Origin of the sequence: Leptolyngbya sp. DQ-M1 (assembly GCF_039962505.1) — a bacterium.
In the GTDB taxonomy this organism is placed as follows: Bacteria; Cyanobacteriota; Cyanobacteriia; order Leptolyngbyales; family Leptolyngbyaceae; genus Leptolyngbya.
Window position 1 is genome coordinate 663,421 of record NZ_JAMPLJ010000002.1, and the last position, 22,488, is coordinate 685,908.

Here is a 22,488-nt window from a genome sequence, read left to right on the forward strand (position 1 = left end):
CCCGCTCCCTAAGTCATGTAAAAAATGCTTGTTTTCAAACCAAACCGCAAATACTCTTTGAGACTTGCCCGTAAATTTTCTTCCTGTTGGGGTTGCTTCAGAAAATGGAACGCACCCATTTCAGACCCATCCTCCGCGCCTCGGCGAATTGCTTGAGCACAGGTTTGGCTCAGTTGCCCATAACCGGGTTGACCATGATCAGGAGAAGTCCAGATTGGCTGAATGCGGCTCAGAATTGGAATTGTATTGTCAATGCTGGGTAAGCCTTGATTGTGAGGAGCCCAACTGTTCCCGTGGTCGGTGGAATAAAGAACGCTGCCGATCGATGTCCCCGCGCAGATCATGCCTGTTTTTGCATCGACAATGATCGTGGTGATGCTGCGATCGCTCAAGCGGAATGGCGACGTAACCACTGTCCAATTCTTGCCCTGATCGCTCGATCGCCAAATTCCACTGCTCATGGTGCCTACAAACAGATAGGAACTCGTAAACGGCACTTCGCCTGACACTTCAGGACAAAATTCACGATCGAGCGTGCTTTCCCATGTCTGCGGGTTCACCTTACCCACAATCCGTGTTTGTCCTCGAATGGTAATCGTGCTTCCCTCAGCTAAGTGTTGCAGATCCGTGCCTTGAATGCTCAACCCAGCTACCGTAATCTTGCCCGTCACTGATTGAATTGCTAACGAAGTGATGGTTGATCCAGATAGGTTCTGGCTCACGGCAGACCAGCGATCGCCCGGATAAGCGGCGCGAAAAACTTGACCCGCTTCAGTTCCAACAAAAAGTTGTCCATTATGGTCGATCGCTAGGGCAGTAACAAGCTGATTTTCTAATCCTCGATTCAGCGATCGCCATTGCATAGGTTGATCTGTCGAGCGGAACAAACCACTTCTCGTTCCCACTAAAATGCGTCTTTCTGAATCGATCGCTAGTACAGTAATATCCTGGTTTGGTAAGCCTTTCATCGGCTTCCAACCCGTTGACTCGCTGAACTGAAAAACGCCATCTCCGGCGGTTCCAGCTAGTAGCATTGCCTCCTTAAAGGGTGGTGCGTCAGCCACAAGGGCGGTAACTCTTGTTCTGATTGGGCTGTCGCTCTGCAAAACAGTCCAACTTGTTTTACCATCTATTTTACTGTCCATCAATCGATAAACTTCTCCACCCCCTGCTCCAGCTAAGAGCGAGAGCTTAGTTAGAACAAAGAAGAAGGGAGTATTCGATAAATTACGGCTAAAGGGTTTGTCGATCGTTAGAGTATGGTCAGAAGCAATATCTTCAATGCTTCTCATTTCATTACCAATAATAATCAGGCTTTGTTTCTTTAGCTGTGTTGTAAATTTGGTAGTGTCGCGATCCACCGTACTATCTGTAATCGTTAGTCCATTGCAATCTACATTGCCGTTTCCTTGACTTGGAATCCAGAAAACGGTTTCCGTTTCCAAATCGGGTTGAAAAGGTTCGTCGATGCTGACTACTGTATTGCTATAGCCCGCGACGATTCGGACTTGTTTTTGAGCGATAAAGATACCCCTGTCTGATACTTCACGGCTAAAGTTAGTTTGATCACTGCCAATGATAGTATCACCGATGCTAGAAATTGTTCCTGTTCCAGGTTGTGCAGTAAACAGCGCAGTTTCTTCTGGTATCTCGGAACCGAATGGTTCATCGACGGTCAAATCATTGCCGTTAATGCTAACAATGGTGCGAATGCGCTGATCGGATGAAAAAAGGATGCTGCCTTCTTCGACATTGAAATTATCGAGAAGCGTGCCTGGAGCGGTCTGAAATGTGGTGCGATCGCTTAAAATGCGTCCTGTTAATCGGTGTGGGAAAAATAGGGTTGTACTTGCTGGTACGGTTTCGCCAAATGGCTCGTTTACAGTAAGTTCATTCTCATGAATAGCAGTAATGGTTCTGATGCGTTGATCGGCTCCTAGCACAACATCTCCTATCTTCAAGTTCAAGTTATCAATCAAAATGCGATTACTGACTTGGAACTTAGTACGATCGCTTGAAATCTGTCCTGTCTCCTGTAGAGGAACGAAAAAGAACGGCTGATTCTGCAACTCAGGATCAAACTTTTCTTGAATTTTAAGCGCAAAATCTTTCACGGTTCGGATCTGATCTTTGGCAACAATCGGAGTGCCGATTCTCAATTGAGCGGTGAAGTCTGTGTGAGTTCCATGAACAGTGATGCCCGTACTCTGAATCTTTCCTGTTCCTCGCAGCGAATCTGTTTCATAGGTGTGTAGTGCAGAACAATCTAACAGAGCAGGAGGAGTGCTTGAGTCCTGTTCCCATTGTTTCTTTGAGGTGTCCCACTCGAAGATACCGCGTCCTGCGGTTCCTAAAATCATCTGCTCGTTAATTGGATTGATCGCGATCGCAGTGATCGCAGCAGGTAATTTTGTTAGTTCTTGGAGTGCCAGATCCGGTTGGCATCGATAGCGCGAGGGCGTTTTTGAACCAAGAGGAACATAGCAAAACCGCATACAGCCCGATTGTTGATCAAGGACAGACACGAGTTCAGCAAAAATGCTATCGCTGGTGCTGAGGCTCCGAACTCGCGTAGCACCGAAAACGGTTGTGGTTTGAATCTTTACTGTTGCTCCCGGCGCGACGATCGCAGTCTTTCCAATGGAGCGCAATCCATTTTCATCAATACCAACATCAATAATGCTGTCCTGAATGCTTAATTCTGGAACTGAGTCTGCCAGGAGAATGCGTCCGCAAATGCTATGGTCGATTGCGATGGATAGTTCATCCTGCATTCCCAGGTTGGTTGGAACGGTGTCTGGACAGAACCATGAGGACAAGCATGAATCGATGGAGCCGTCTTGCTCTGAGCGCTGACACTGAGCGAGGTTTTCTTGTAATGCACAGTAGACTTGGGACAGCCCAATTTTGAGAAACTGAGTGAGTTGCTGAAGGCGGTGTTGGGGAGACAGATCACGACGATCGAAGCTGAGTTGAATCAGTTGCTTCAGCATTGTGAGACTATAAAGCATGATCGCAAGCAATCCCCAGCTATCGGAAGGTTGCTCCTCATCGCGATCGCGATTTGACTCTTCTTGGATAGTGGGCTGCGTTGATGCAGTTTTGACTTCTAAGCCCCACTCGGAATGAGGAACTAGGGTGCAATGGGCAAGCCGTAGCTGTTTGAGATAACCCGGTTGAATCGTGAGTTTGCCTTCAATTAAAAACCCATCCAGCAATAACTCACCGGGCTGAAACAAGGATTTCTGTGCACCAACTGGAACACTCGCCTGCACTGAAAGATCGCCGCAGAGGTGAGGACGGCATCCATTAGCAGCAACGATCACTAACTGTGTCTGCAGCTTCTCAGTGGAGGGAATTACAAGGGTGAGATCTCCTGTGTAAGTCTGATTGTCTTTCACAAGAATTACGCCCATTTTCTTCGATCGTTTATCTTGGAACTGAGGTTCTACAGGAACAGTCCCAAGATGTTGCCAGCTTTTGCTCATTTCAGCAGGCTTCACATCAAGGGGTTTCCATCCCTGATTTCGTTCGTGAGCAACGAAGAGAACTAGCGATCGATGAGGGTACTTGCCGAGATCCACTTCACACGGCTCTTCTAAGGTGATCAATCGTCCTAAACAATCAGCAGCTTTCCCTGCGCTAACGCTCACTTTGCCATTGGATAGTGAAGTGACACTCAGACCCTGAATAATGCCTGGATTGAATTGAACACGGGCATCTATCGGCGACGCTGTGAGTCTTCCTGTGAGTCCGATCGACAAGCGAGCTAACTTCAAATAGTGCTGGTTTACAGGGTCGGCGGCGGCTTCAGCGCTCAGAAATTTGATCTCCCACTTAGGTTCCCAGGGCTGAGATCGAGCCGCGATCGCAACTGTCACGGTTTGATTGCGATAGCGTGCTAAATTGCCAATTCGATAGGGACGGTCTAGCTGAATTTCTTCTCCTGTTGCACCGATCGCTCTCCCCGCAGCAATGGTTAAGCTCCAAGCTCCTTTCTCGGCTTGCACCTGTAAATCTTGCTGCTGAATCACACCAGGTGTAAAAGGAGGCAGGTTAGATGGGCGATCAAGAATATCAGTCTTGACAATAGGTACAGAAATCTCTGCCAACCGAATATATATTGCTTGGGGATAGTGCTCTAGCTCTGTTTTAGGCAGAATATGGATTTGCCAGTTTGCATCAGCGGGCATTTCAGAATACACAATCGCCAAGACGATCGTTTGATTTTGATAGTCTCTCAGATCAATCGGGATGTTGCGATCGAGAAGCATGGTTCGACCTAATTGGTCTACTGCGGTTCCTGGGGTCACGATCGCTTCTAAAGTCTCTGGAGGCGTGAGCACTGTCAAGCCCTGTACAATTCCGGGTTGGAAGGAGCCAGATTGCGGCGTAAACGAGGTTTCAATCTTGCCTTGGGCATCGACGCTAAGTCCAACTAATCGTAGATAAGTGCCTTCCGAATACTGCTCTACTTGCGCTTGAGAAATGACATTCAGTTGATAGCGAGGTTCGATCGAGGTTGCCCAATAGGAAAGCACTATCCAGAGTGTTCGTTCTGCTCGAAGCTGAGCACTCAACTGGCTCAGGTGCAGGACATCTATTTGGTCGTACTCGATCGCACGTCCCTGAGCATCGACCGCTAATCCCGTATTCACAATCACTTCATCGGTTCCGATAGTTGCGATCGCGCTCAATCCCTTAACAATTCCCGGATGAAACCGAGGGCGGGTGTTAGCTTGGCTCTGGCTCACTCGACCTGGAGAAATAGTGATCTGGGCAAGGGGAATGTGAGTCAGATCATGCAAATTCTGCCAAGCTTTCACTGTTCCATTCCAGGTCTGAACAGCTTCAGCTAGAGGGTTTTGATTGCCCGATCGCGCTTGTTCCACTTCCCAATACAACGGATATAGATATTTGCTGTCTGCGTCTTCCCTAGAAGATGAGTTTATCCATAGCTCTGAAGACAATTGTTCTGAAGACCAAAGTGGTGTGAGCGATGCACCGCGACCGTAGGAACCGCCACCCATATCACCGCTAAAACCATAGGCATAGTTGACTTCTACTTGGCTAGGGAGTTTGTCGTTGAGAAAAGCGATCTGTCCCAATTTAGGATTGACGGCAACGACTTTAGTTGCTGCTGGAGGTTGCGTCAATAGAGACGGCGTTTGTTGTAGAGTTTCTAATTGGGTATTCTCGTCGATCTCCAGATGAGTGATCAGCACCTCTTGGGCTGGAATTGGCTGGGGCTGACGATTGATGAAAATTTGAAAAACGGGTGGCTCCGCACGATATCCAGCATAGTCTGGGTCAGGTCGTAATTTGCCTGGAACATTTACTTCCTCAGCAAGCTGTGTGATCTCTGTTTGCGTTTGAGGTTGGTTAAAGAGATTAACCTTGGCATCTCCTAAAGGATTAAACGTGTAACAGCGATCGCGGAGTGAAGGATGAACTTTTTGAAGAACGCCAGCATTTCCTTTAGTAATGGGGTAACTTTGCAGCCGCCAGAGAAACAGACCCAGGTTAGCAATGTTATAACGACCTTGTTGGCGCACTTCTGCGGTGTAAGCAACCTGTTGTTCAAATGGGGTTCCTAACCGTTGGAGAGCACTGGACGATCGCAGATCGACGGTCGCATTTCCAGAGCGGATATGGTTCACATTTTGACTGATTGCCAGTTGCTCAAAAAATTCGACAGCCCTAGCCTGCCATCTCGTCACATCTCGCGCCAGTTGTTCTACAACCGAAGCAGTTCCCTTTCTGCGCCGATACGCTAGCGTATTGGCGACATAAGCTCGTTGTTCCTGTTGCCCGTAAGTGCGCGATCTTAAGCTTGTGATGGCATTACGAGTGCTGACCCCGCTCACGCCTAACAAATCTCCGATATACGGAACCACCCAATCCGCGCAAGTTTCAATGAACCAGTTTTCGTAGAGTTCGGCAATATCGCCCTCTAGAACATTCAGTTCTTGCTCAATCAACCTCAGCAGCGATCGGAGTTCTTGCCGTTCAAGATCGAGTTCTTGCGGGTCTTGCCGTTCGAGGTCGAGTTCTTGCGGGTCTTGCTGTTTGAGGTCTCGGAGCTTTTGTCGATCGAGATCTCGTTCGCGGTAAATCGCGGGTAATAGTTTATAGAGGCGATCTGAAGGGAGAGTCATAGCGTTGCAACTGGGGTGAGCGTAATATTCGGGAGACGAAGCAGTAACAATTGAGCAGGCTGAATTTGGTTTTTCTGGGCATCCCAGGCTGCCGGGTTAGCAGATAACCTCGACTGAAGCGTTCGGCTAGCATCGCGCCGATGTAGGGCATCTAGATCGACCGCCAGAACCCCCGGAACAGACTGAATGGCAGCAATGACTTCAGATTGGGTCACGGGTTGAGCAAAGGCTCGTCGCTCGAACGCAAACTGAGCTAAAAGCTGCTGGCAGATAGCAGCCTCGACCTTATCTGCTTGATAACCCGCCTGCACAAGAAACCTTGCGTCCAATTTGAAAAAGAGCGGTTGAAACGAATTGACTTGAACTCGTTGAATGGGATCCCGAACGGCATCGATCGCGCTCACTAAGCTGCGATACAGGTCTGAATCGGTGGCGACCGTTTCTCCTGCCACTGCCGCAACGGTCAGATGTACAATTTCTGCTTCGCCGTTCCACAATGACACTGCCTGAGCTTTTCCAATTCCAGCAAAGGTTTGGGCAAAGTCTTCAAAATCCTGTAGCGACACAATGCGATCGAGGGTGCGGGTTATGGCAGGAACGCTTGTGCGGGCTGAGTCTAACGATTCTCTAGGTGCAGCTCCGGTGGCGGGAAGAGGATTGGTCACGCCCAGAATACTCGATGGCCCCGTTTTCTTTTGACTGATGCGACCGGCTCCTGTTTGTCCACTCAGACCAATTCCACTGCGATACACGACCGAGATATTTTCCCGTCCGCTGGGCAACCGTGCGCCCCGTTGACCATCGCCAAACGTGAGCAGGGTCGTTCCATCTTCTTGAATTTGCACGATGTAGCGTTGATCTTGCCTGCTGAGCGGATAGAGAGAAGCAGCCTCCGTCCATTCAACGTCATTGACAAAGACTTTGAGCGTACTCTGACCACCGCTGGGGGTTGGGGCGGCAGTATAGGTTAGCGGTGGCTTATTTAAGGCAAAGCGTTGGTTGGGAATCGCACCATTTCCACTGCCCAAGATTTCGCGAACGGTTTCACCATGCGTTGCTTCAACTACATTTGCATAAACGCTTACTGTTGCTGGATCATAGCTATATTGCAAGGGCTGTGCGAGCGTCAGAATAGGGCGGTCTTCGTCGTCAGGAGGAACTTGCAAAACACAGGTTTCACTCACGATCGGATCGTCTTCGATCGCGGGTTCTAACTGGATATCTCTAGCATCTATGATCGTGAGCTTGCCTTGAAACCCGTTGCGATCAGAAACAATCCATTGCTTTGCGGTTTGGAAGTTAGAATCGGTTTCTGATAGGACAGTTGGGGCTTTCACGACTTGGAGCAAGTCATCGACTTGTAGTTCTACAGAGGTGAGAGAATCCAGTGATGATAAGATGCCAATTCCACCAACATAGAGATTGCGCTGTTCAATCAAAATGGCGCGAACATCAATATTGGTCAGCTCGGTTTGAAAATCTGCATTGGGTAGCTTGGTTCCTAGCGGTTTCCAGGAGGCGCCTTGATCAATTGATCGAAACACACCACTCATTGCAGTGCCAACAAGCAAATCCTGAGTTTCTGGATCAAAGCGAAGACAGCGAATTTCTAAATCATTGGGATTCAATCCGGTATTAATGGCTTCCCAGCGTTGCCCTTGATTGGTCGATCGAAAGATTCCACTCCCCGCAGTTCCAGCAAGCAGGACAAAGGATGTTCCGGACGGAACTAATGCCAAAGCAGTGATGTATAGATTTGATAGACCAGTGTGAAGCGTGAACTGTGTTCCTAGCTTGAGCGCAGGTTTGAAAGGAGAATCGACCACCAGGATTGCAGGATTGTTCGGATCGATGCTAATGACTGTTCGGGTTTGTCCTTCTGCTTCAAGCGTATCGCCTGGTCTGAGTTCTGCTAAAAAGTTAGTACTTTTTTCTCCGGTGACGATCGCGCCTGTGCTAGAAATTGTGACTGCTCCGGTTCGAGTATCTGTTAATTCTTTCCAACTGCTGCCTTGATCAGTAGAAAGAAAAATACCATTGCCATAACTGCCTGCGACGATCGTTCCATTACGGCTGGCTAAGGTTCGGACGTTCTGCTTGGTTAAACCAACAGGCATCCAGGTTTGACCAATATCGATCGATTTATAGATTCCATTGCTTGTTGTTCCTGCAAATAGAATTTTTTGATCCTGATGCTCATACTTCATTAAGGTTTGTACATTGGGACGAACAACACCAAGGTTAATAGGTTCCCAGCTTTTGCCGCGATCGCTAGAATAAAACAATCCTTCCTTTGTTCCGGCAAAAACCTTAGAGTCAGAGCCTGAGATCGATTCAACGTGCAAGGTTTGAACTTCTAGATTTCGTAGCCCTTGATTCACAGGTTCCCAACTTTCTGCTTCAGTTTTGGAGCGAAAAACACCCGATCGAGTTCCAGCAAATAGATACAGTTGATTGTCTATGCGACCAGAAGCCAGTGCTTGGACAGTATGGTAAGCAAGACCTTGATTCGTATGCTCCCAGTGAACATCCGTCCAATTTTTACCATCATCGGACGAGCAGAAAATCCCTGCATTGGTACTTGCTAACAGGAATCTTTTCTCGGTATCGATCGCAAGACTATAAATTTCTGGACTTGCCAATCCAAAATTAAGCGGTTCCCAAGAATTACCATGATCGTTAGAACGAAACACACCTTTGTGTGTGGTTCCTGCAAACAAATAATTCTTGCGAGAATTCACAGCTAAGCTACTAACCTGATTCAGATCTTGATTATTAATTAAGTCCCAAGAACTACCATCATTGTTCGATCGAAACACTTCTGAACTAGCAGTTACAGCAACAAGATAGGTAGTGTCAGATTTTGTATAAACTACTAATGCCGTGACGGACTTTAGTTCTAGCTTCGATTCGCTAATAAACTGTGGCTGAGTTGAGGTCGTTTGCTTAAATACACCTTGATCCGTTCCGATGTAAAGTTGCCCATCTACCGAGTTAACAGCTAAAGAGCGAACGGAATTGATACTAGCAATTCTCTGCCATGCTTGTTTTTTATCAGCATTCACACTTAAGCGAAAAACTCCGTCCTCTGTTCCCGCAAACAATGTGTTGAGATCATACGATCGAGACCTCCATGAATTTTGGGACAACGGACGATCGATAGTGAGATAGATTTGCTGAGGGATTTCATCCTTAATATTGGTAATGATTCTAGATTGTTTCTCAATAACGATCGTATCTCCAACTTGCGGTTTGTTGGAATCAGAAATACTACCACTAATTCGTATATTCAATCCGTCATTTGCAGCGACTTCTCCGCCTCCTTTTCGTGTATGGGCTGCAAGGCACTGAACCTCTTTGTTCTCTGGATTTTTAATCAATTCTTTCCAGGATTTTCCCTGATTCTCAAAGTATAAAATTTGATCTTTAGTGCTAGCAAAGATAGCACTATCAGGCTGATAAATGACAAGAGATCGAACAGCTTTATCGACAGGATTTGCTGTGGAAAAATCCCAATTGCGCGATCGAAAGATCCCTCCCGTATTTGCCCTTGCGCGAATATGCTTACCGCTCACAACGAGCATTTTGCCTGGTGCTAAACCATGAGTGTACTGGTTCAAGAAGATCTCATTATCCCAAATTGGATCTTGAAAAACTTTCTCCTTCTGTACAGAAACCGTTAGGCTTTCTTCTGCGATCGTTAACAATTCGCTTTGAACTAATGCAACGCTTGTCCGCAAGCCAAAATCTCTAAAGTTACTAATATCTTGTTCTGGCAAAATACGAGTAACTTTTGTGTCTAATGTAAAGTCTTGACGCTGAACGGTTGAAACGTCTGCAACTTGTACTACAGCGTGAGTGGGTGTTTTGTCGGCATCAGCTTGATTGCCGTCTTTCTGATTAATTAGAACCATCCAGCTATCTTTCAAGACTTTAGGATAAAGACTATCTAGATCAACTTGGTTCTGCCGGACATGAAAATTTTTCCATTCTGCTGGTTCTGAAGGATCTTGTCTTTCTTCAACAAAGCCAGAAAAACGTGCGCTAGTAAATACTTTCTGGGTATCTGGACTGATGACGATCGAAGTCAAATCTGTAGTAGTTAACCCTTCATTAATTTTTTTCCACTGCCAGTTTTGATCAGCAGGTGGAAGCAGGGTCGCTTGAAACATGCCCTGCTCGGTCACTGCAAAAACTTTTTGAACGGTATCATCCGCATAGATCGAAAAAACAGTTGTCCCTTCTACATTTTTTAGTTGCTTTTCTAAGGTTGGTGGCGATGAATTGATGGAGTAATACCAGACCCCTTCATTTGTTCCTGCTAATAAATAGGCATCTGTTCCAACTTGATAAGTTGTTAACGAGTAAGTAATTTTGTTTGAAAGAGGTTCTTCCCAACTTTCGCCATGATCAATGGAAACATGGATTCCTTGATCCGTTGCTGCAAAAATTTTACTTAATGTAGACTCAAATGATTTTTTCTCTAAATCTTTCGGAAAATTCCGATCAAGTGTAAGTACATAGCTTTCTATTTTGGAAATTTTTTGCGTTTGTGTCCCAACAGTGAGCGTATCTCCAGTCTTCAGGGTTCCCTTCGGCAACTCAACCGTTATCGCTGTACCGCTAATTTCGCTAAGTGTCCCAGCTGCATCTGTAGAAGATGTAAACGATGCTCCACTGATCACGCTAGCGTCAAAACTTTGCTCAAGATTGATTTTAATCGTGTTAATTTCAGTGATTTTCCAAGTTTGCCCATCAACAGCGATCGGGCGACCGATTACAGGAGTATTAGTCGCATCTTTAACTGTAATTGTTTTGTTACCGGAAGCTGTCTCAATTTTGCCAGTTGTAATTCCTGAAGTTTCTGAAATACTCAGCAAATCATACACAACTCGATTGGGCAAGCCCTGTAGATGCTTATAGGTTTTTGGATTTTGGATATCTGTTGAAATCTTTTCTGAAGACCAATCTTGTCCTTGGTTGGTCGTGCGATAGATGCTATCGTCTGTTCCCGCAAAAATATAGTAAGTCTGCCCCGTTGCATAGGCGAGCAATGAGCGCACAACCACATTCGGCAAACCCGTATTCACTGCTTTGATTTGATTTCCCGCGCCTTTTTCAACACGGACATTGCCAATATGAATCGGACTCCAGGTGTCGCCATTGTCCTTCGATCGATAGACTCCGCCTCCAGGAGTTCCAGCAAACAGATCTCGCTCATCGTGCACAAACAAGGCTTGCACATTCAGATTGTTCAATCCCGTATTCACTGCCGTCCATTGCATGGAATCCGCTTCAGACGCTGGAATACTACTGCGGAAGATTCCTCCTCCGGCTGTTCCGGCAAAAAGCAATTTGGTTTGATTCGTAGATTTAGATGCAAGACAAAAAATATCTTGGTTAGGCAATCCCTTGCTGTTCGCCTCCCACACAGGTGACTCAGCAGTCGTAGAAGCCGCAAAGACCCCTCCTCTGAGTTTGGCATTGCCCACGGTGCGCTTGATGTCATCGGAAACGTTCTGCCAGCGAGGAGCACTGTTGCCGAACAGTCCAGCCCGTTGTCGAAACGCAAAAATCTTGGGGTTGCGGAGGATTGTTTTACCGTCTAGCTCTAGTGGCGGTTCCCAGGTAACGAAAGTGTTGTCAGCCTCCAGATTCTCCTGAACTGTAGTAAGAGTGAGCAAAAACCGCTTGGGCTGTTGGTCTTCTATTCCCGTGAGTAAAATCCAATCTCCTGCTGCCAGCGATGTATTAATGCCTGCAAGATAGAGTTGGCTCGTATTGCGCGTAATAACCTGCGGTTTTGTAAGACGTGGCTTCAGCGCATTCCAGTGGGGATGCGCTAGCAAATTTTCACTCGTTTCAAACGTTTGAGGCGCACCTCCCTCATTGGGAACACTCATCAATTGTGTTCCCTGGGGAATCAGAACCGTGTCCGGTGCTTCAGGATTGTCTTCGATCGTAAACGCAATCTGGGTACTCGCAGCCACCCCTGGCTTGAGTTCGTATCCCACCAATCGCGCCAATTCGATCATGGATTGTCGTTCCGTGGCGGTTCCCAAAAAACCTTCATTGGCAAGGCGTTCTTGATAAAACGTCAGCACATCTGAAACAACTGCCCAAGCATCCAGCAACGCGATCGCACTGTCCTCTGGATCACGGGTTTTCAGTCGGGGGAGCAATTCCGGTAAGTGAGCCAGCAAGCGTTCCCGAAAGGTAAGATAGGTACCAATTCGGTAATTTAATGCGGATAAACCAGGGCGATTATTGATTTTTGGGGGATCAGGAATGCCGTTCATAAGCCGCCCTCCAGGTTAAATTCAATGCGTCCTTGATGAGGATTGCCAGGATCGTTATTCAGGCGAGGAATTTCTAAAGCGCCAAAGGTCATTTCTCCGGTTTTGAGTTCTGCTTGAGCACGTCTACCCCAGCGTTGGAAGCGAGTCACCTCCACCGATCGAACGCCCTCAACTTGTACCGCCGTTTGAATCACCTGGCTCAAAAAGATCGATTGCCCAAAGGTCAGTTGATCTGGATAGAAAAATCCAACCTGCCCATTGGGAAGCACACGGTTACTAAAAACATCTACGAGGGCTTGCTTCACAGCCGTCTGGAAATACCCAGGATCAACCTGTACCGCGATCGCAATGTCCAGCGGCACAAAGCGCGGTTCCTCGATCGCGAGATCCTGCCCTGCCATGCGAAAGGGTTCTAAAAACGATCGCAGATTTTGTGTAAACGACTCGTCTAAGGGTTTGCCCCCCTCGCGATCGACAGCTAGAAAAATCGTGTACCAACTGCCCGTCCAGCGCTGAGTCGCCCGGACTCTTTGCACTTCTGGAAAGCGTTGAGCTACTTCCTCATAATCTTTTGTCGTTACTGCTCGTTGCGGCACCCGAAACGCTTGAGGAGCATACAATTTGACCTGCTCGATCGGTTCTGGATCAATCCCGCCTTGAGCCGGTATAGGATTACGAACAGCGAGAATGCCCTGCTGCTCGCTGACAATATGCGCGATCGCCTCGGCACCCACATTGCCCGCACTCCCATTGCCTACCCGATACGTTACTTCAAAATAAGTCCCAACTTCGGGCTGCTTGCCTAACACGCCATCACCAAAGCGCAGATAAGCTTGTCCATCATCTTCGGTCTCGACGACAAAATCGCGGGAAAATCGCTCACTATTGAGCAAATCCCGCTGATAGTTCCAGCTAAATTCCTGAGCATTGTATTCTTTCAGGGTAATACTGGGACGCACAAACCGCCGTTTTTGATCCAGTTCTTCTCGCGTTGCTTCTTGTGCCTTATATTCTTTCTGGGCAAGCCGAGAACGAGTCTCGCGGTTTTGCCACTTCAGCACCGCTCTAGCCGCTTTTTCAGGGTCAACTAACACCCATCCACCCTGTTGACTCAAGACATAGCTTTGTTGAGTGAGAGGACTATATTTGAGGCGAGGGCGGTAGCGATCGAGCGGCATCACCCGATTCAGTTTACTGGCATCCAAAAGGGTTGGATTTTGATTTGCTTGCGCTTTTGCTGGTTCAATCAGATCTTTGTCGATCACAGCATCTGGATACGTGCGACCGTGATCCACTAAAACGACATTGCCCCGGACTACACCGATGTCGGAGTAAACTCTGCCTTCAATGCGTTTAGAAATCCATAGATCAAAGGGAAGTGCATCTTCTGCATACCATTCCACTTCAACTAAGCTTTGGCATTGAGTTGGATCATTGGCATCTGCTAGAAGCAGGTCTGTTTTAGGTTGCACGTTCTTGAGCCGAACGGCGTGGCGGTGAGTCAAGTCAATGCCTTGTCCTTTGCCCGTATTGGGATTGCGGATTTCCTCGAAGATAAGCACCTTTCCCTGAGTTAAACAGTGCTGTAACTTACCGCCGGAATCTTTCAACGTTGCTTGAGTAGTGCCCACAGGCAAGTAGCAGTCTGGTTCTCCCCAAGTGTAAATGTGAATGTTATTGCAAGCTTGGTATAGCGTAATGTTCTCTAAGGTTTCAAAGACTTGGGCATCAGAATTCAAGGCTTGGCGGATCTGCTCTTGATTGTCGTGCGGATGCAATACGGGAGGCAATCCGTTAATTTGGCTGAAGAAGCGAGTTCCAGCACGGCGATCGCGGGGGGAAGCTCCCAAAAGGTGAATCCCATCGGTTCTAGGATTGAATCGTTGCGGATCTGCTTGCGGTTTTTCCACCTCTAAAGCGACCCAAGCTCGTGCATTGCATCCGTCATGCACAAAGTAATCTAACAGGCGAGCATGACGACGCACCGAAACCCGTTTGCGAGCCGTTCCGAGATAGGCTTCTGTCGCCACCGCATCTTGATGGTAACTAAGGTGATCAGCAGCGTAGGCGAGTATCTCCACCAGCATCACACCGATATCTGACGGGTTCCGTTCTTTCCATTTCGGCAGAGTGATGGTTAATCGATCGAGCATCAGTTGCCGAAAACTAGCATAGTCCTTTGCCAGATAGTCAATCTCCGGTGGCGGTACGATCGCATCTAATGGCGGAGCTTGAGGTTTGCAATCAATGTCGCTATTACCCGGTGATCGCAACGAGAATTGAATTTCAGAGAGTTGGGGATCGAATCCAGTCGGTGGCTCGATGCTGTTCAATTGCCCTAATTGGAGGCGTTGTAGTGGAGATGCCACCAAGCGCAAGAAATAGCTAGATGCGCGATCGCCATCCGGTTTCAGCCGCAGGCTGAACCGTTTACCCGTGGCACTCGCACTGTCGATCGCAACACTCTGACCTGTAGCGGTTGTGATTTGAATGTTGTCTGCTGTGAAGCGATCGTTGCTCTGTAGCTCGTGCAGCAGATGAACGATCACCGTATTTTGATCCGAAGCAACCTCCAGATAGTCAATGCCGTTAACATACTGCCCATCCACTCCAGGCTGAGTGCGAGCGATCTGACGGCGAAGCTGATTCTGGCAGTGATACTGGCTGAGCATCTCAGACCTCCCGGACAAATCGGCTAACCTGGCGCTGCTGAGTTCGGCGCACAATGTATTGAATCGTGATCACCAAGCGAGAGTCGTCACTATCGACTTGAACTCCCTCCACGACAATCACATCTTCTAACCAAGTCGTGAGTGCACCTTGAATCAGAAATTGAGTAGCGGTAGCTAGTTCGTCGCTATTCGGCGCAAACACCAGTTGTAATAAGCCGCAACCAAAGTCAGGGCGATTGACTCGTTCTCCCGGATTGGTAAACAGCACCTGCTCAATCATTTGGCGGACGTGAGCTTCGTAGGGCGTTTCTGCGACTCGTCCCCGACGATCGATTTCAAAAGGGTAAGCAATATCCATCATTACATTCCTCTCACACGCGTCTGCGTCAGAACAACCGTGAGCGGTGTTCCAGTAGGGGCACAGATTGCTTGGCTATCCTGCAACAAAACTGGCATTCCCATCGCTTTGACCCGCAGAGCCGCTACAATCCACATTCCAGTGATACAAGGCCCAACGTTGGCAGGTGGGGGCGGGTTGGCGCACCCAACAATGACATAGGGCGGTGGCTGTACTGTTACGGGCATTCCCATGACTTGCACACGCGGGACTGGCATGGTGGGTTTTGCCTGTCCACCGTGGGCACAAATCACAACACTAGAAACATTGAGTAGGAATCCGGGCATAACATATCCTCTGAGGGGCAATGAGGAGAATTAGGAAGAAGGAAGCGCGATCGCACGGTAGAGAGAGGCGGTAGAGAAAGATTGTGGCAGGAGTTGCAACGGTAAGCTGAACTAAATGACTTCTAATGCGCCGTTATTAACATTCACGGTGACGGGTGAAAGCTTGATGTTAGCGGCAGCATTACTAAGTTCGATTTGAGCAGGCGTAAGCTTTACGCTGGGGGCTGCAACGCTCAGTTCAATGCCCGTCGAATTTAGTTTTGTGCTAGCAGGACTATTGTTTAACTCAATTCCCGAGGCGGATGATAGCTTGACTGTCGCTGGATTGCAGATCAAATCGATCGTAGTGGCTGTCAATTTAGTTTCAGTGCTACTTTCTTTGAGCTGAATGGTGTCTGCTGTCAGGGTGACGGTTGAATTGGCTCGATTTTTTAGTTCAATGATATCAGCTTTGATTTTAATCGTGGTTTCGTCCTTGTTATTAATTTCGATGCCCTCTGCATTAAAAATCATCTTTAGTTTCCGTTCGACCGTGGGCGACTCTACCTCGATCGTTAATCCTTTTTTGTTCTCCAGATTACTGAGTGTAAGGGTCATGCCATGGGTTCTAAATACCTGCACTTTGTCCTGTTGCTCGACTTTGGCATACTGCGGCAATTCATCTTTTCCCCAAAAACAACCGCTCCAAATCGGATAATCGGGATTACCTTCCTCAAACTCCACCCAAATGTTCGATCCCACGGGCGGCACTGTGAAGAACCCAATATCCTTACCGGCATAAGGAACGGAAGGAAGTGCCCAAGAATTCCGCTCGGCTCCAAAAACGGACGGTACCTGAACTCGGATGCGCCCTAAATTCAGCGGATCTGCCACAGCCGAAACTTTGCCTCGATATTTCCCAAAAAACTTTCGCATGTTGGATCTCACACAGGTAATCGATCAACAGTTGAGGTAATCCCCTCACGAGTTAGCGTAAAGCTCTGTTTGTACTCTCCTTTTCGCAGTTTGTGTGTAACTTGTTTCACGTAATAGTGACCGTCATAGCTATAGCCCAGTCCCCGTAGCCCTACCAGTTGCCGGATTTGCAGCAGTGCTCCATAACGCACAGTATCCACTTCTCCTGTCGCCGTCACAGCAGCATCCACCGATTTGTTTGTCATCGCTTGGGCGCGGCTACGGGCTTCAGTGAGGGTGTGTCCGGTTTGCTCGAAAAACGTTTGCTTCACACAAGTTTTGTTTTGGATTGATGGATTGGCGGATAAGTGGGGTCGATCGCTGTCTGCGATCGTAAAGTCTTCAATCCGGTTGCTTTGGCGATCTTGCAATCGACCAACCACCTTAGTAGGCGAGAGCGCATTGTGCTGGAAGCTAATCGAATCGAGATTGGTGTACGAACCCATATTCGCAGTGAGGGCTTTTTGGGCTTTTTCTCTCGGTTTTTTCGGTGGCCCCCAGTAGGCAGTATTCTTTTCTAATCCAGGGCCTGGAGTGATGTAGAAGACAAAGCCATTGCGCTGGGCAAGAAACTGAATTTGTCCTAGATCGGTACCTTGCTTCATGGGGATGCGGTCTTGCTCAGAAGGCGCACTCAAGGGTGGTTTTTCCACTTGAGGCTGCACACCATAATCGCTGTAGTTCTTGAGCAACTGTTCAACAATTCTCTGCTCATCTTGCTTTGGATGTTGAGCGGGCTTTTCTGCTCGATCCATCATGACGCTCACATCTTCACCGGTGATTGTGAAGCTAGAAGCACCTGGCTCCATACTCGGTGAAAACTGTTGATGCGTAATGATTCCATCTATGAGCAAATAGGCTTTGGCATTGAGGGTAACGATTAGGATGACCCGATGACCGGGTGTCAAGAGCGGATGTTTGAGCAGTTGATAGTTCTTTAAATCCGCAGGGCCTAAACGACCCACTTGCAGCACGATCTGAAAGCCCGATCGCCCCTCATCTCGATGAGTAACTTCCACCGATTGAATCGCATCCACGATCAGTCGGGGAGCAGGGTCGGTTTTCTTTTCGCCGAGACGTACTGTTAACGTAATCCCCGTTGGCAACATACTGTTCTCCTCATACTTGCGGCATGGGGATACGGAGCCGTTGCCCAAGTTGAGCCGTGAGTGCCGCCGGATGCATCGCATCATTAGCATCTGCAATCTGCCAGAATTGTTCTGCCTCTCCTAAAGTCCGGGCGGTGATTTGATCGAGTCGATCGTCTTCCCGAATCGCGACTTCTTCCAAGGTGGGCAGTGCTTTTCCAGCAGGCAAAAAGCGCCGCTGCACGTGAGTAATGGTTCGCCCATCTAAAGTGGTAAATTGGGTCGTTTTGAGATTGTAATAACGGCTTGTGGGTTCAAACATCGTTTTCTCCAATCTAGTTTTTCGGTGCTTGCTCTGGTATTTCTAGCTTGTTAAGTAGACTCCGGAACAGAGCGCGGTAGCTATCGGAAAATTTGTTGAACTTCGACTCCAGTTTGCTTGGCATCGTATCCAAAGTCTCGTTGAGTTGCCAAAGCTTCTTTGCGCTGGTGGTGTGCAAAAAATAGCTTAGAACCCCGTTGATTCCAGGGTAAGTCATCGTAGTTCAACACGCGCACACTGAGTGAGACCTTGGCGCGAATGGGATTGAGATTTACATCGTATAGTTCTTCGGTGATGCTGAAATCGGTTAGTCGTACCGGTAGCACCCGATTTTTGCCCCAGATCAGTAACGTCATCGGCGCTTCCAGGGGCACAATTTCCACGATGCCTTGTTCTGCTTGTTGCATTGTGTCCCTAACTTGAGCACTCTTCGGGTAAATCAGGGTTTCCAACGCAGAGAGTTGGGGATAGATTCCCAAGCTGAGGGCGTTCTCTTTTTCGGTTTTGGACAGTGGGCCGGTGGAATCAAACTCAATGTCTAGTTTGATTGTTTCGATCGGCGCACCCTTGAGCCGCAGGGTTTCGCTGCGATCGCCGCCTTCTTTCCCGCTCGCTTGGGCTTTGAGGGTTCGTGTTAGCGTTTCTGGATTGTATTGGAAGTATAGAGTGCTAGAGATCGCATTGGCTGAGGGGTCAAGCACAACGATCGCACCCTTGAGCAAGCGGGGAAAATTGCTAGGAAATTGAGTCGGGGGCTGAATAGTGACCATGCAAATTAACCAAGAATGAAGGCAACACGAATCAATCGATTCTTGGTACACCCATCTCTCACCAGGAGCTAAGGCAGGCAGACTCTGTTACCAAAAATAGAATTGATTTCGTTGACGTAGCAAGTCGTAAACTTTGTTTCGGAGCGTTAGTTTAATCACAGATCTGCTATTTTGTTCAAGCAAATACTGTTGTCAAAATAAATCAGTTCTACAGACGTGACTAAATCGTAAAGCTGATTTCGGAGCTTTGCTCTAGTAACAAGCGGGTTAGTTCTAACGTCGGTCAATTATTAGTCAATCTGCCGTCCAAGGGATTGCCCCCAGATGTTGTACTAGAGGCATAGCTTGTAGTTCTAGGCTTGTAGTTCTAGATGCACCTTCAAAGATAACTTCTTCATTTTGTTTTGCCTCGATTCTTAACCTTTTGTCTTAAACTTTCATCGTTTTTCATACACTACCTATTTATTCTGGAGCATTATTCAGCTAGACAAGGCAGAGACAAGCGAACAACGAATGTAAAAACCATTTATGTCTTTTTTTTACAACTCTGTTTGTTTCTAGACAAATTTGATTTCATTGAAGGAGAGCTAAGGCAATTTTCTGAAGTTGTGTTGTTTCGGACTCGCCTGATCGAAGTATTTCCATTAATACCTGCGGGTATCTTACGTCTGATGACTACCGAGCTATCACGGCAAATTACGCTTCACTAGCCAGCTGTTAGGGTTTGCTTCAACTGCGATGAATTTTATGCTGCTCGTAGGTCTTTTGATAGCGCAGGCTTAATTCCTCTTAAAGACTGACTTAAGCCGCTCATTATCTCTCTAGGTTGAATTGCTAAATTCTGCTGCACTCACACTGAATAACAATAAGGAAGGTTTGATCCATGACTACGATTAAAGTAAGCATAGGGGCGCAAATTGAGAAAGGACCTCAAGTTTCCATCTCTAAAGATATACCGGTTAATACTTACGATAAAATCGACGAAATCGTCATTGCTCCAGGTCAAGAACGAACGGTCAATGTTCAACCCAGTTCTAAAGATCAAATCAGCTTTTTATTGATTACTTCTAGCTTATACACTGATCCCAGCAAGCCAGAGCAGAAGATAAGTTACGGGGTTGATGCCCCGACAATTGGATTAGATCAGCCCCATATTTACTTGGGCAAAGGCTCTGTGTCGGTCTTAGGGGGCGATCCGAAGGTTCTTAAATTTAAAAATGACTATCCTGCTCCTGCGGCAGACGACAAAAACGCGCCCAAAAATGAAGCGAAAATAGAAATTTTAGTCGGACGAGATGCGCTACAGCCTTCTGCATAGCCTCATTAATCGCAGCCTGGTTGATTCTTTTATTGGATTGTTTCACGCTCAATTAAGAAGGTAAAGAGTTATGCCTGTTACCCCAACCTATCCTGGTGTTTACATTGAAGAAGTTCCAAGTGGTGTTCGCACGATCGTGGGGGTCGCGACATCCATTACAGCATTTATTGGACGCACGGCGAGGGGTCGTGTCAACGAACCGATTCGGATTCAAAGTTATGCTGATTACGATCGAGAGTTTGGCGGGCTGTGGGGAAAAAGTACAGTCAGCTATGCAGTGCAGCAGTATTTTCAGCATGGCGGACAGGATGCCATTATTGTGCGCGTCCACAAAGGTGCAACGAATGCAACTTTGAGTATTTCTGGTCTAGACCTTCAAGCATCTAGTCCAGGCGCTTGGGGTAACCATCTCAAAGCTACGATCAATCACAACACGAGGGACGAAGATGGTGATAATACATTATTCAATCTCGTGATTCAGCAGCTTGAAAATCCAGCCGTATCCTACAACAAACCCCTTACTTCAGATGATGTGGTGGCGACAGAGACGATCCGAAACCTCTCGACTGCTGAAGATTCTCCTAGATACTATAGGACGGTAATCCGAGAAGAAGCAAAGCTGATTGATCTGCGGAATGACACACCACTTACAGGACGACCGGGCGAAGCTACAGCAAATGCAGGTGGCGGCAGTGATGGGGAGGACATTACTGATGCTGAAATCACTAGCGATGATTTAGAAGACAATCGACAAGGGCTATATGCGCTCGAAAAGGCAGATTTGTTTAATATTCTCTGTATTCCACCCCTGACCCGCTCGAAGGACGTTCCGCTTCCGAGCTATGCAAAAGCAGCAGCATACTGCAAAAAGCGTCGGGCAATGTTGATTGTTGATCCTGCCTCAACTGTGAACACAATACCTGAGGCAGTAGAGGCGATCAACAGGCTCCGTGGCGAGATCGGCAACAAACTCGGTACAAACGTCGCCGTCTATTTCCCGCGCCTGAGAATGGCAGATCCGCTCAAGGAAAACTTGACCGAGGAGTTTGCTCCCTCTGGAGCAGTTGCAGGCATCTATGCTCAGACCGATGTGAGCCGTGGGGTTTGGAAAGCACCTGCGGGCATTGATGCTTCACTGGTCGGAGTCCGCGAACTTTCCTACAAAATGACGAACGGCGAAAACGGGATCTTAAACCCATTGGGAATGAACTGTCTGCGATCGTTCCCGGTTTATGGACAAGTGGTATGGGGCGCAAGAACCCTGGTAGGAGCCGATCAGCTTGCCTCAGAGTGGAAGTATGTTCCCGTGCGTCGATTTGCGTTGTTTTTGGAAGAGAGCCTTTATCGAGGAACCCAATGGGTCGTCTTTGAGCCAAACGATGAACCATTGTGGTCACAGATTCGGCTCAATATCGGGGTGTTTATGAACGACTTGTTCCGTCAAGGTGCGTTTCAAGGTAAGACTCCGAGTGAAGCTTACTTTGTCAAATGCGACAAAGAGACGACAACCCAAAGCGATATTAATCGGGGCATTGTCAATATCATTGTCGGTTTTGCTCCGCTGAAACCCGCAGAGTTTGTAATCATTAAATTCCAACAACTTGCTGGTCAACTCGTCACGTAAGCAGGCGATGGAAAACTAATACGGCTCAGTACAACGGCAATTGCAAGCAAGGAGAATTCAACATATGCCTGCCCCTCAATTTCCTGTGAATACTCTTCGGTACGATCCCTATAAAAACTTTAAGTTCCGCGTGAAGTGGGATGGTCGGTATGTTGCTGGCATCAGTAAAGTCGGTGCTCTGAAACGCACAACAGAATCGGTTGAACATCGTGAAGGGGGCGATCCGAGTATGGCGCGGAAATCTCCTGGCCGCACGAAGTATGATCCGATTACGTTAGAGCGAGGTGTGACCCACGACAAAGATTTTGAACAGTGGGCGAACATGGCATGGAACTATGGTTCTGGGCTAGGAACAGAAGTCTCGCTAAAAGACTTTCGTAAAGACATCATCATCGAATTGATGAATGAAGCGGGTCAAGTCGCGATCGCTTATAAAGTTTTCCGCTGCTGGGTGTCAGAATTCACGGCACTGCCGCAGTTGGATGCGAACGCCAATGCGATCGCAATTCAAAGCATTCAGCTCCAGAACGAAGGCTGGGAACGAGATTATAGCGTGACTGAGCCAACGGAACCAGAACGATTGATTGAACCCACGTAAC

Annotated in this window: 12 protein-coding genes; 3 read left to right on the forward strand and 9 right to left on the reverse strand. The window is 47.7% G+C overall.

Features of this window, described 5'->3' with window-relative positions; translation table 11 throughout:
* Positions 1-8 precede the first annotated feature (8 nt).
* From NC981_RS09060 to NC981_RS09100, 9 genes are all read right to left on the reverse strand, one after another.
* On the reverse strand, positions 9-6,158 hold the full coding sequence (locus tag NC981_RS09060; RefSeq protein WP_348242527.1) for a hypothetical protein: 6,150 nt from the start codon (positions 6,156-6,158) through the stop codon (positions 9-11).
* Positions 6,155-12,457 (reverse strand): putative baseplate assembly protein, encoded by a 6,303-nt coding sequence (locus tag NC981_RS09065; protein ID WP_348242528.1) that lies wholly within the window; start codon positions 12,455-12,457, stop codon positions 6,155-6,157. Before NC981_RS09065 ends, NC981_RS09060 begins: the two co-directional genes overlap by 4 nt.
* A complete protein-coding gene (locus NC981_RS09070; protein ID WP_348242529.1) occupies positions 12,454-15,129 on the reverse strand; it encodes a putative baseplate assembly protein in 2,676 nt (891 codons plus the stop codon). The genes NC981_RS09065 and NC981_RS09070 overlap by 4 nt, the downstream gene beginning before the upstream one ends.
* 1 nt (position 15,130) lies before the next feature.
* Positions 15,131-15,487 carry a GPW/gp25 family protein gene (locus tag NC981_RS09075; protein ID WP_348242530.1) on the reverse strand — a complete coding sequence of 119 codons (357 nt, stop codon included), beginning with the start codon at positions 15,485-15,487 and terminating at the stop codon, positions 15,131-15,133.
* A 2-nt stretch (positions 15,488-15,489) separates the two neighbouring features.
* Positions 15,490-15,813 carry a hypothetical protein gene (locus NC981_RS09080; protein WP_348242531.1) on the reverse strand — a complete coding sequence of 108 codons (324 nt, stop codon included), beginning with the start codon at positions 15,811-15,813 and terminating at the stop codon, positions 15,490-15,492.
* Between the two features lie 111 nt (positions 15,814-15,924).
* Entirely contained in the window at positions 15,925-16,728 is an 804-nt protein-coding gene (locus tag NC981_RS09085) for a phage baseplate assembly protein V (protein WP_348242532.1), read from the reverse strand.
* A gap of 8 nt (positions 16,729-16,736) precedes the next feature.
* Positions 16,737-17,876, reverse strand: a complete 1,140-nt coding sequence (locus tag NC981_RS09090; protein WP_348242533.1) for a hypothetical protein — start codon at positions 17,874-17,876, stop codon at positions 16,737-16,739.
* A gap of 10 nt (positions 17,877-17,886) precedes the next feature.
* Positions 17,887-18,177: a hypothetical protein gene (locus NC981_RS09095; protein WP_348242534.1), complete on the reverse strand. Its 291-nt coding sequence runs from the start codon at positions 18,175-18,177 to the stop codon at positions 17,887-17,889.
* 80 nt (positions 18,178-18,257) lie between these two features.
* Positions 18,258-18,947: a hypothetical protein gene (locus NC981_RS09100; protein WP_348242535.1), complete on the reverse strand. Its 690-nt coding sequence runs from the start codon at positions 18,945-18,947 to the stop codon at positions 18,258-18,260.
* Positions 18,948-19,830: 883 nt separating this feature from the next.
* On the opposite strand from NC981_RS09100, the gene NC981_RS09105 reads away from it, so the two are divergent.
* From NC981_RS09105 to NC981_RS09115, 3 genes are all read left to right on the forward strand, one after another.
* Positions 19,831-20,265 carry a hypothetical protein gene (locus tag NC981_RS09105; protein ID WP_348242536.1) on the forward strand — a complete coding sequence of 145 codons (435 nt, stop codon included), beginning with the start codon at positions 19,831-19,833 and terminating at the stop codon, positions 20,263-20,265.
* 70 nt (positions 20,266-20,335) lie between these two features.
* Entirely contained in the window at positions 20,336-21,889 is a 1,554-nt protein-coding gene (locus NC981_RS09110; RefSeq protein WP_348242537.1) for a phage tail sheath C-terminal domain-containing protein, read from the forward strand.
* 64 nt (positions 21,890-21,953) lie between these two features.
* The gene (locus NC981_RS09115; RefSeq protein WP_348242538.1) at positions 21,954-22,487 is read left to right on the forward strand and encodes a phage tail protein; all 534 of its coding nucleotides are present in this window, start codon (positions 21,954-21,956) and stop codon (positions 22,485-22,487) included.
* Position 22,488 lies beyond the last annotated feature (1 nt).

Bases quoted from the DNA above. Each gene is read 5' to 3' on its own strand.
- NC981_RS09080 (WP_348242531.1), bottom strand. From the start codon at position 15,813: ATGCCCGGATTCCTACTCAATGTTTCTAGTGTTGTGATTTGTGCCCAC.
- NC981_RS09100 (WP_348242535.1), bottom strand. From the start codon at position 18,947: ATGGTCACTATTCAGCCCCCGACTCAATTTCCTAGCAATTTTCCCCGC.
- NC981_RS09060 (WP_348242527.1), bottom strand. From the start codon at position 6,158: ATGACTCTCCCTTCAGATCGCCTCTATAAACTATTACCCGCGATTTAC.
- NC981_RS09110 (WP_348242537.1), top strand. From the start codon at position 20,336: ATGCCTGTTACCCCAACCTATCCTGGTGTTTACATTGAAGAAGTTCCA.
- NC981_RS09085 (WP_348242532.1), bottom strand. From the start codon at position 16,728: ATGCGAAAGTTTTTTGGGAAATATCGAGGCAAAGTTTCGGCTGTGGCA.
- NC981_RS09105 (WP_348242536.1), top strand. From the start codon at position 19,831: ATGACTACGATTAAAGTAAGCATAGGGGCGCAAATTGAGAAAGGACCT.
- NC981_RS09090 (WP_348242533.1), bottom strand. From the start codon at position 17,876: ATGTTGCCAACGGGGATTACGTTAACAGTACGTCTCGGCGAAAAGAAA.
- NC981_RS09075 (WP_348242530.1), bottom strand. From the start codon at position 15,487: ATGGATATTGCTTACCCTTTTGAAATCGATCGTCGGGGACGAGTCGCA.
- NC981_RS09065 (WP_348242528.1), bottom strand. From the start codon at position 12,457: ATGAACGGCATTCCTGATCCCCCAAAAATCAATAATCGCCCTGGTTTA.
- NC981_RS09115 (WP_348242538.1), top strand. From the start codon at position 21,954: ATGCCTGCCCCTCAATTTCCTGTGAATACTCTTCGGTACGATCCCTAT.
- NC981_RS09070 (WP_348242529.1), bottom strand. From the start codon at position 15,129: ATGCTCAGCCAGTATCACTGCCAGAATCAGCTTCGCCGTCAGATCGCT.
- NC981_RS09095 (WP_348242534.1), bottom strand. From the start codon at position 18,177: ATGTTTGAACCCACAAGCCGTTATTACAATCTCAAAACGACCCAATTT.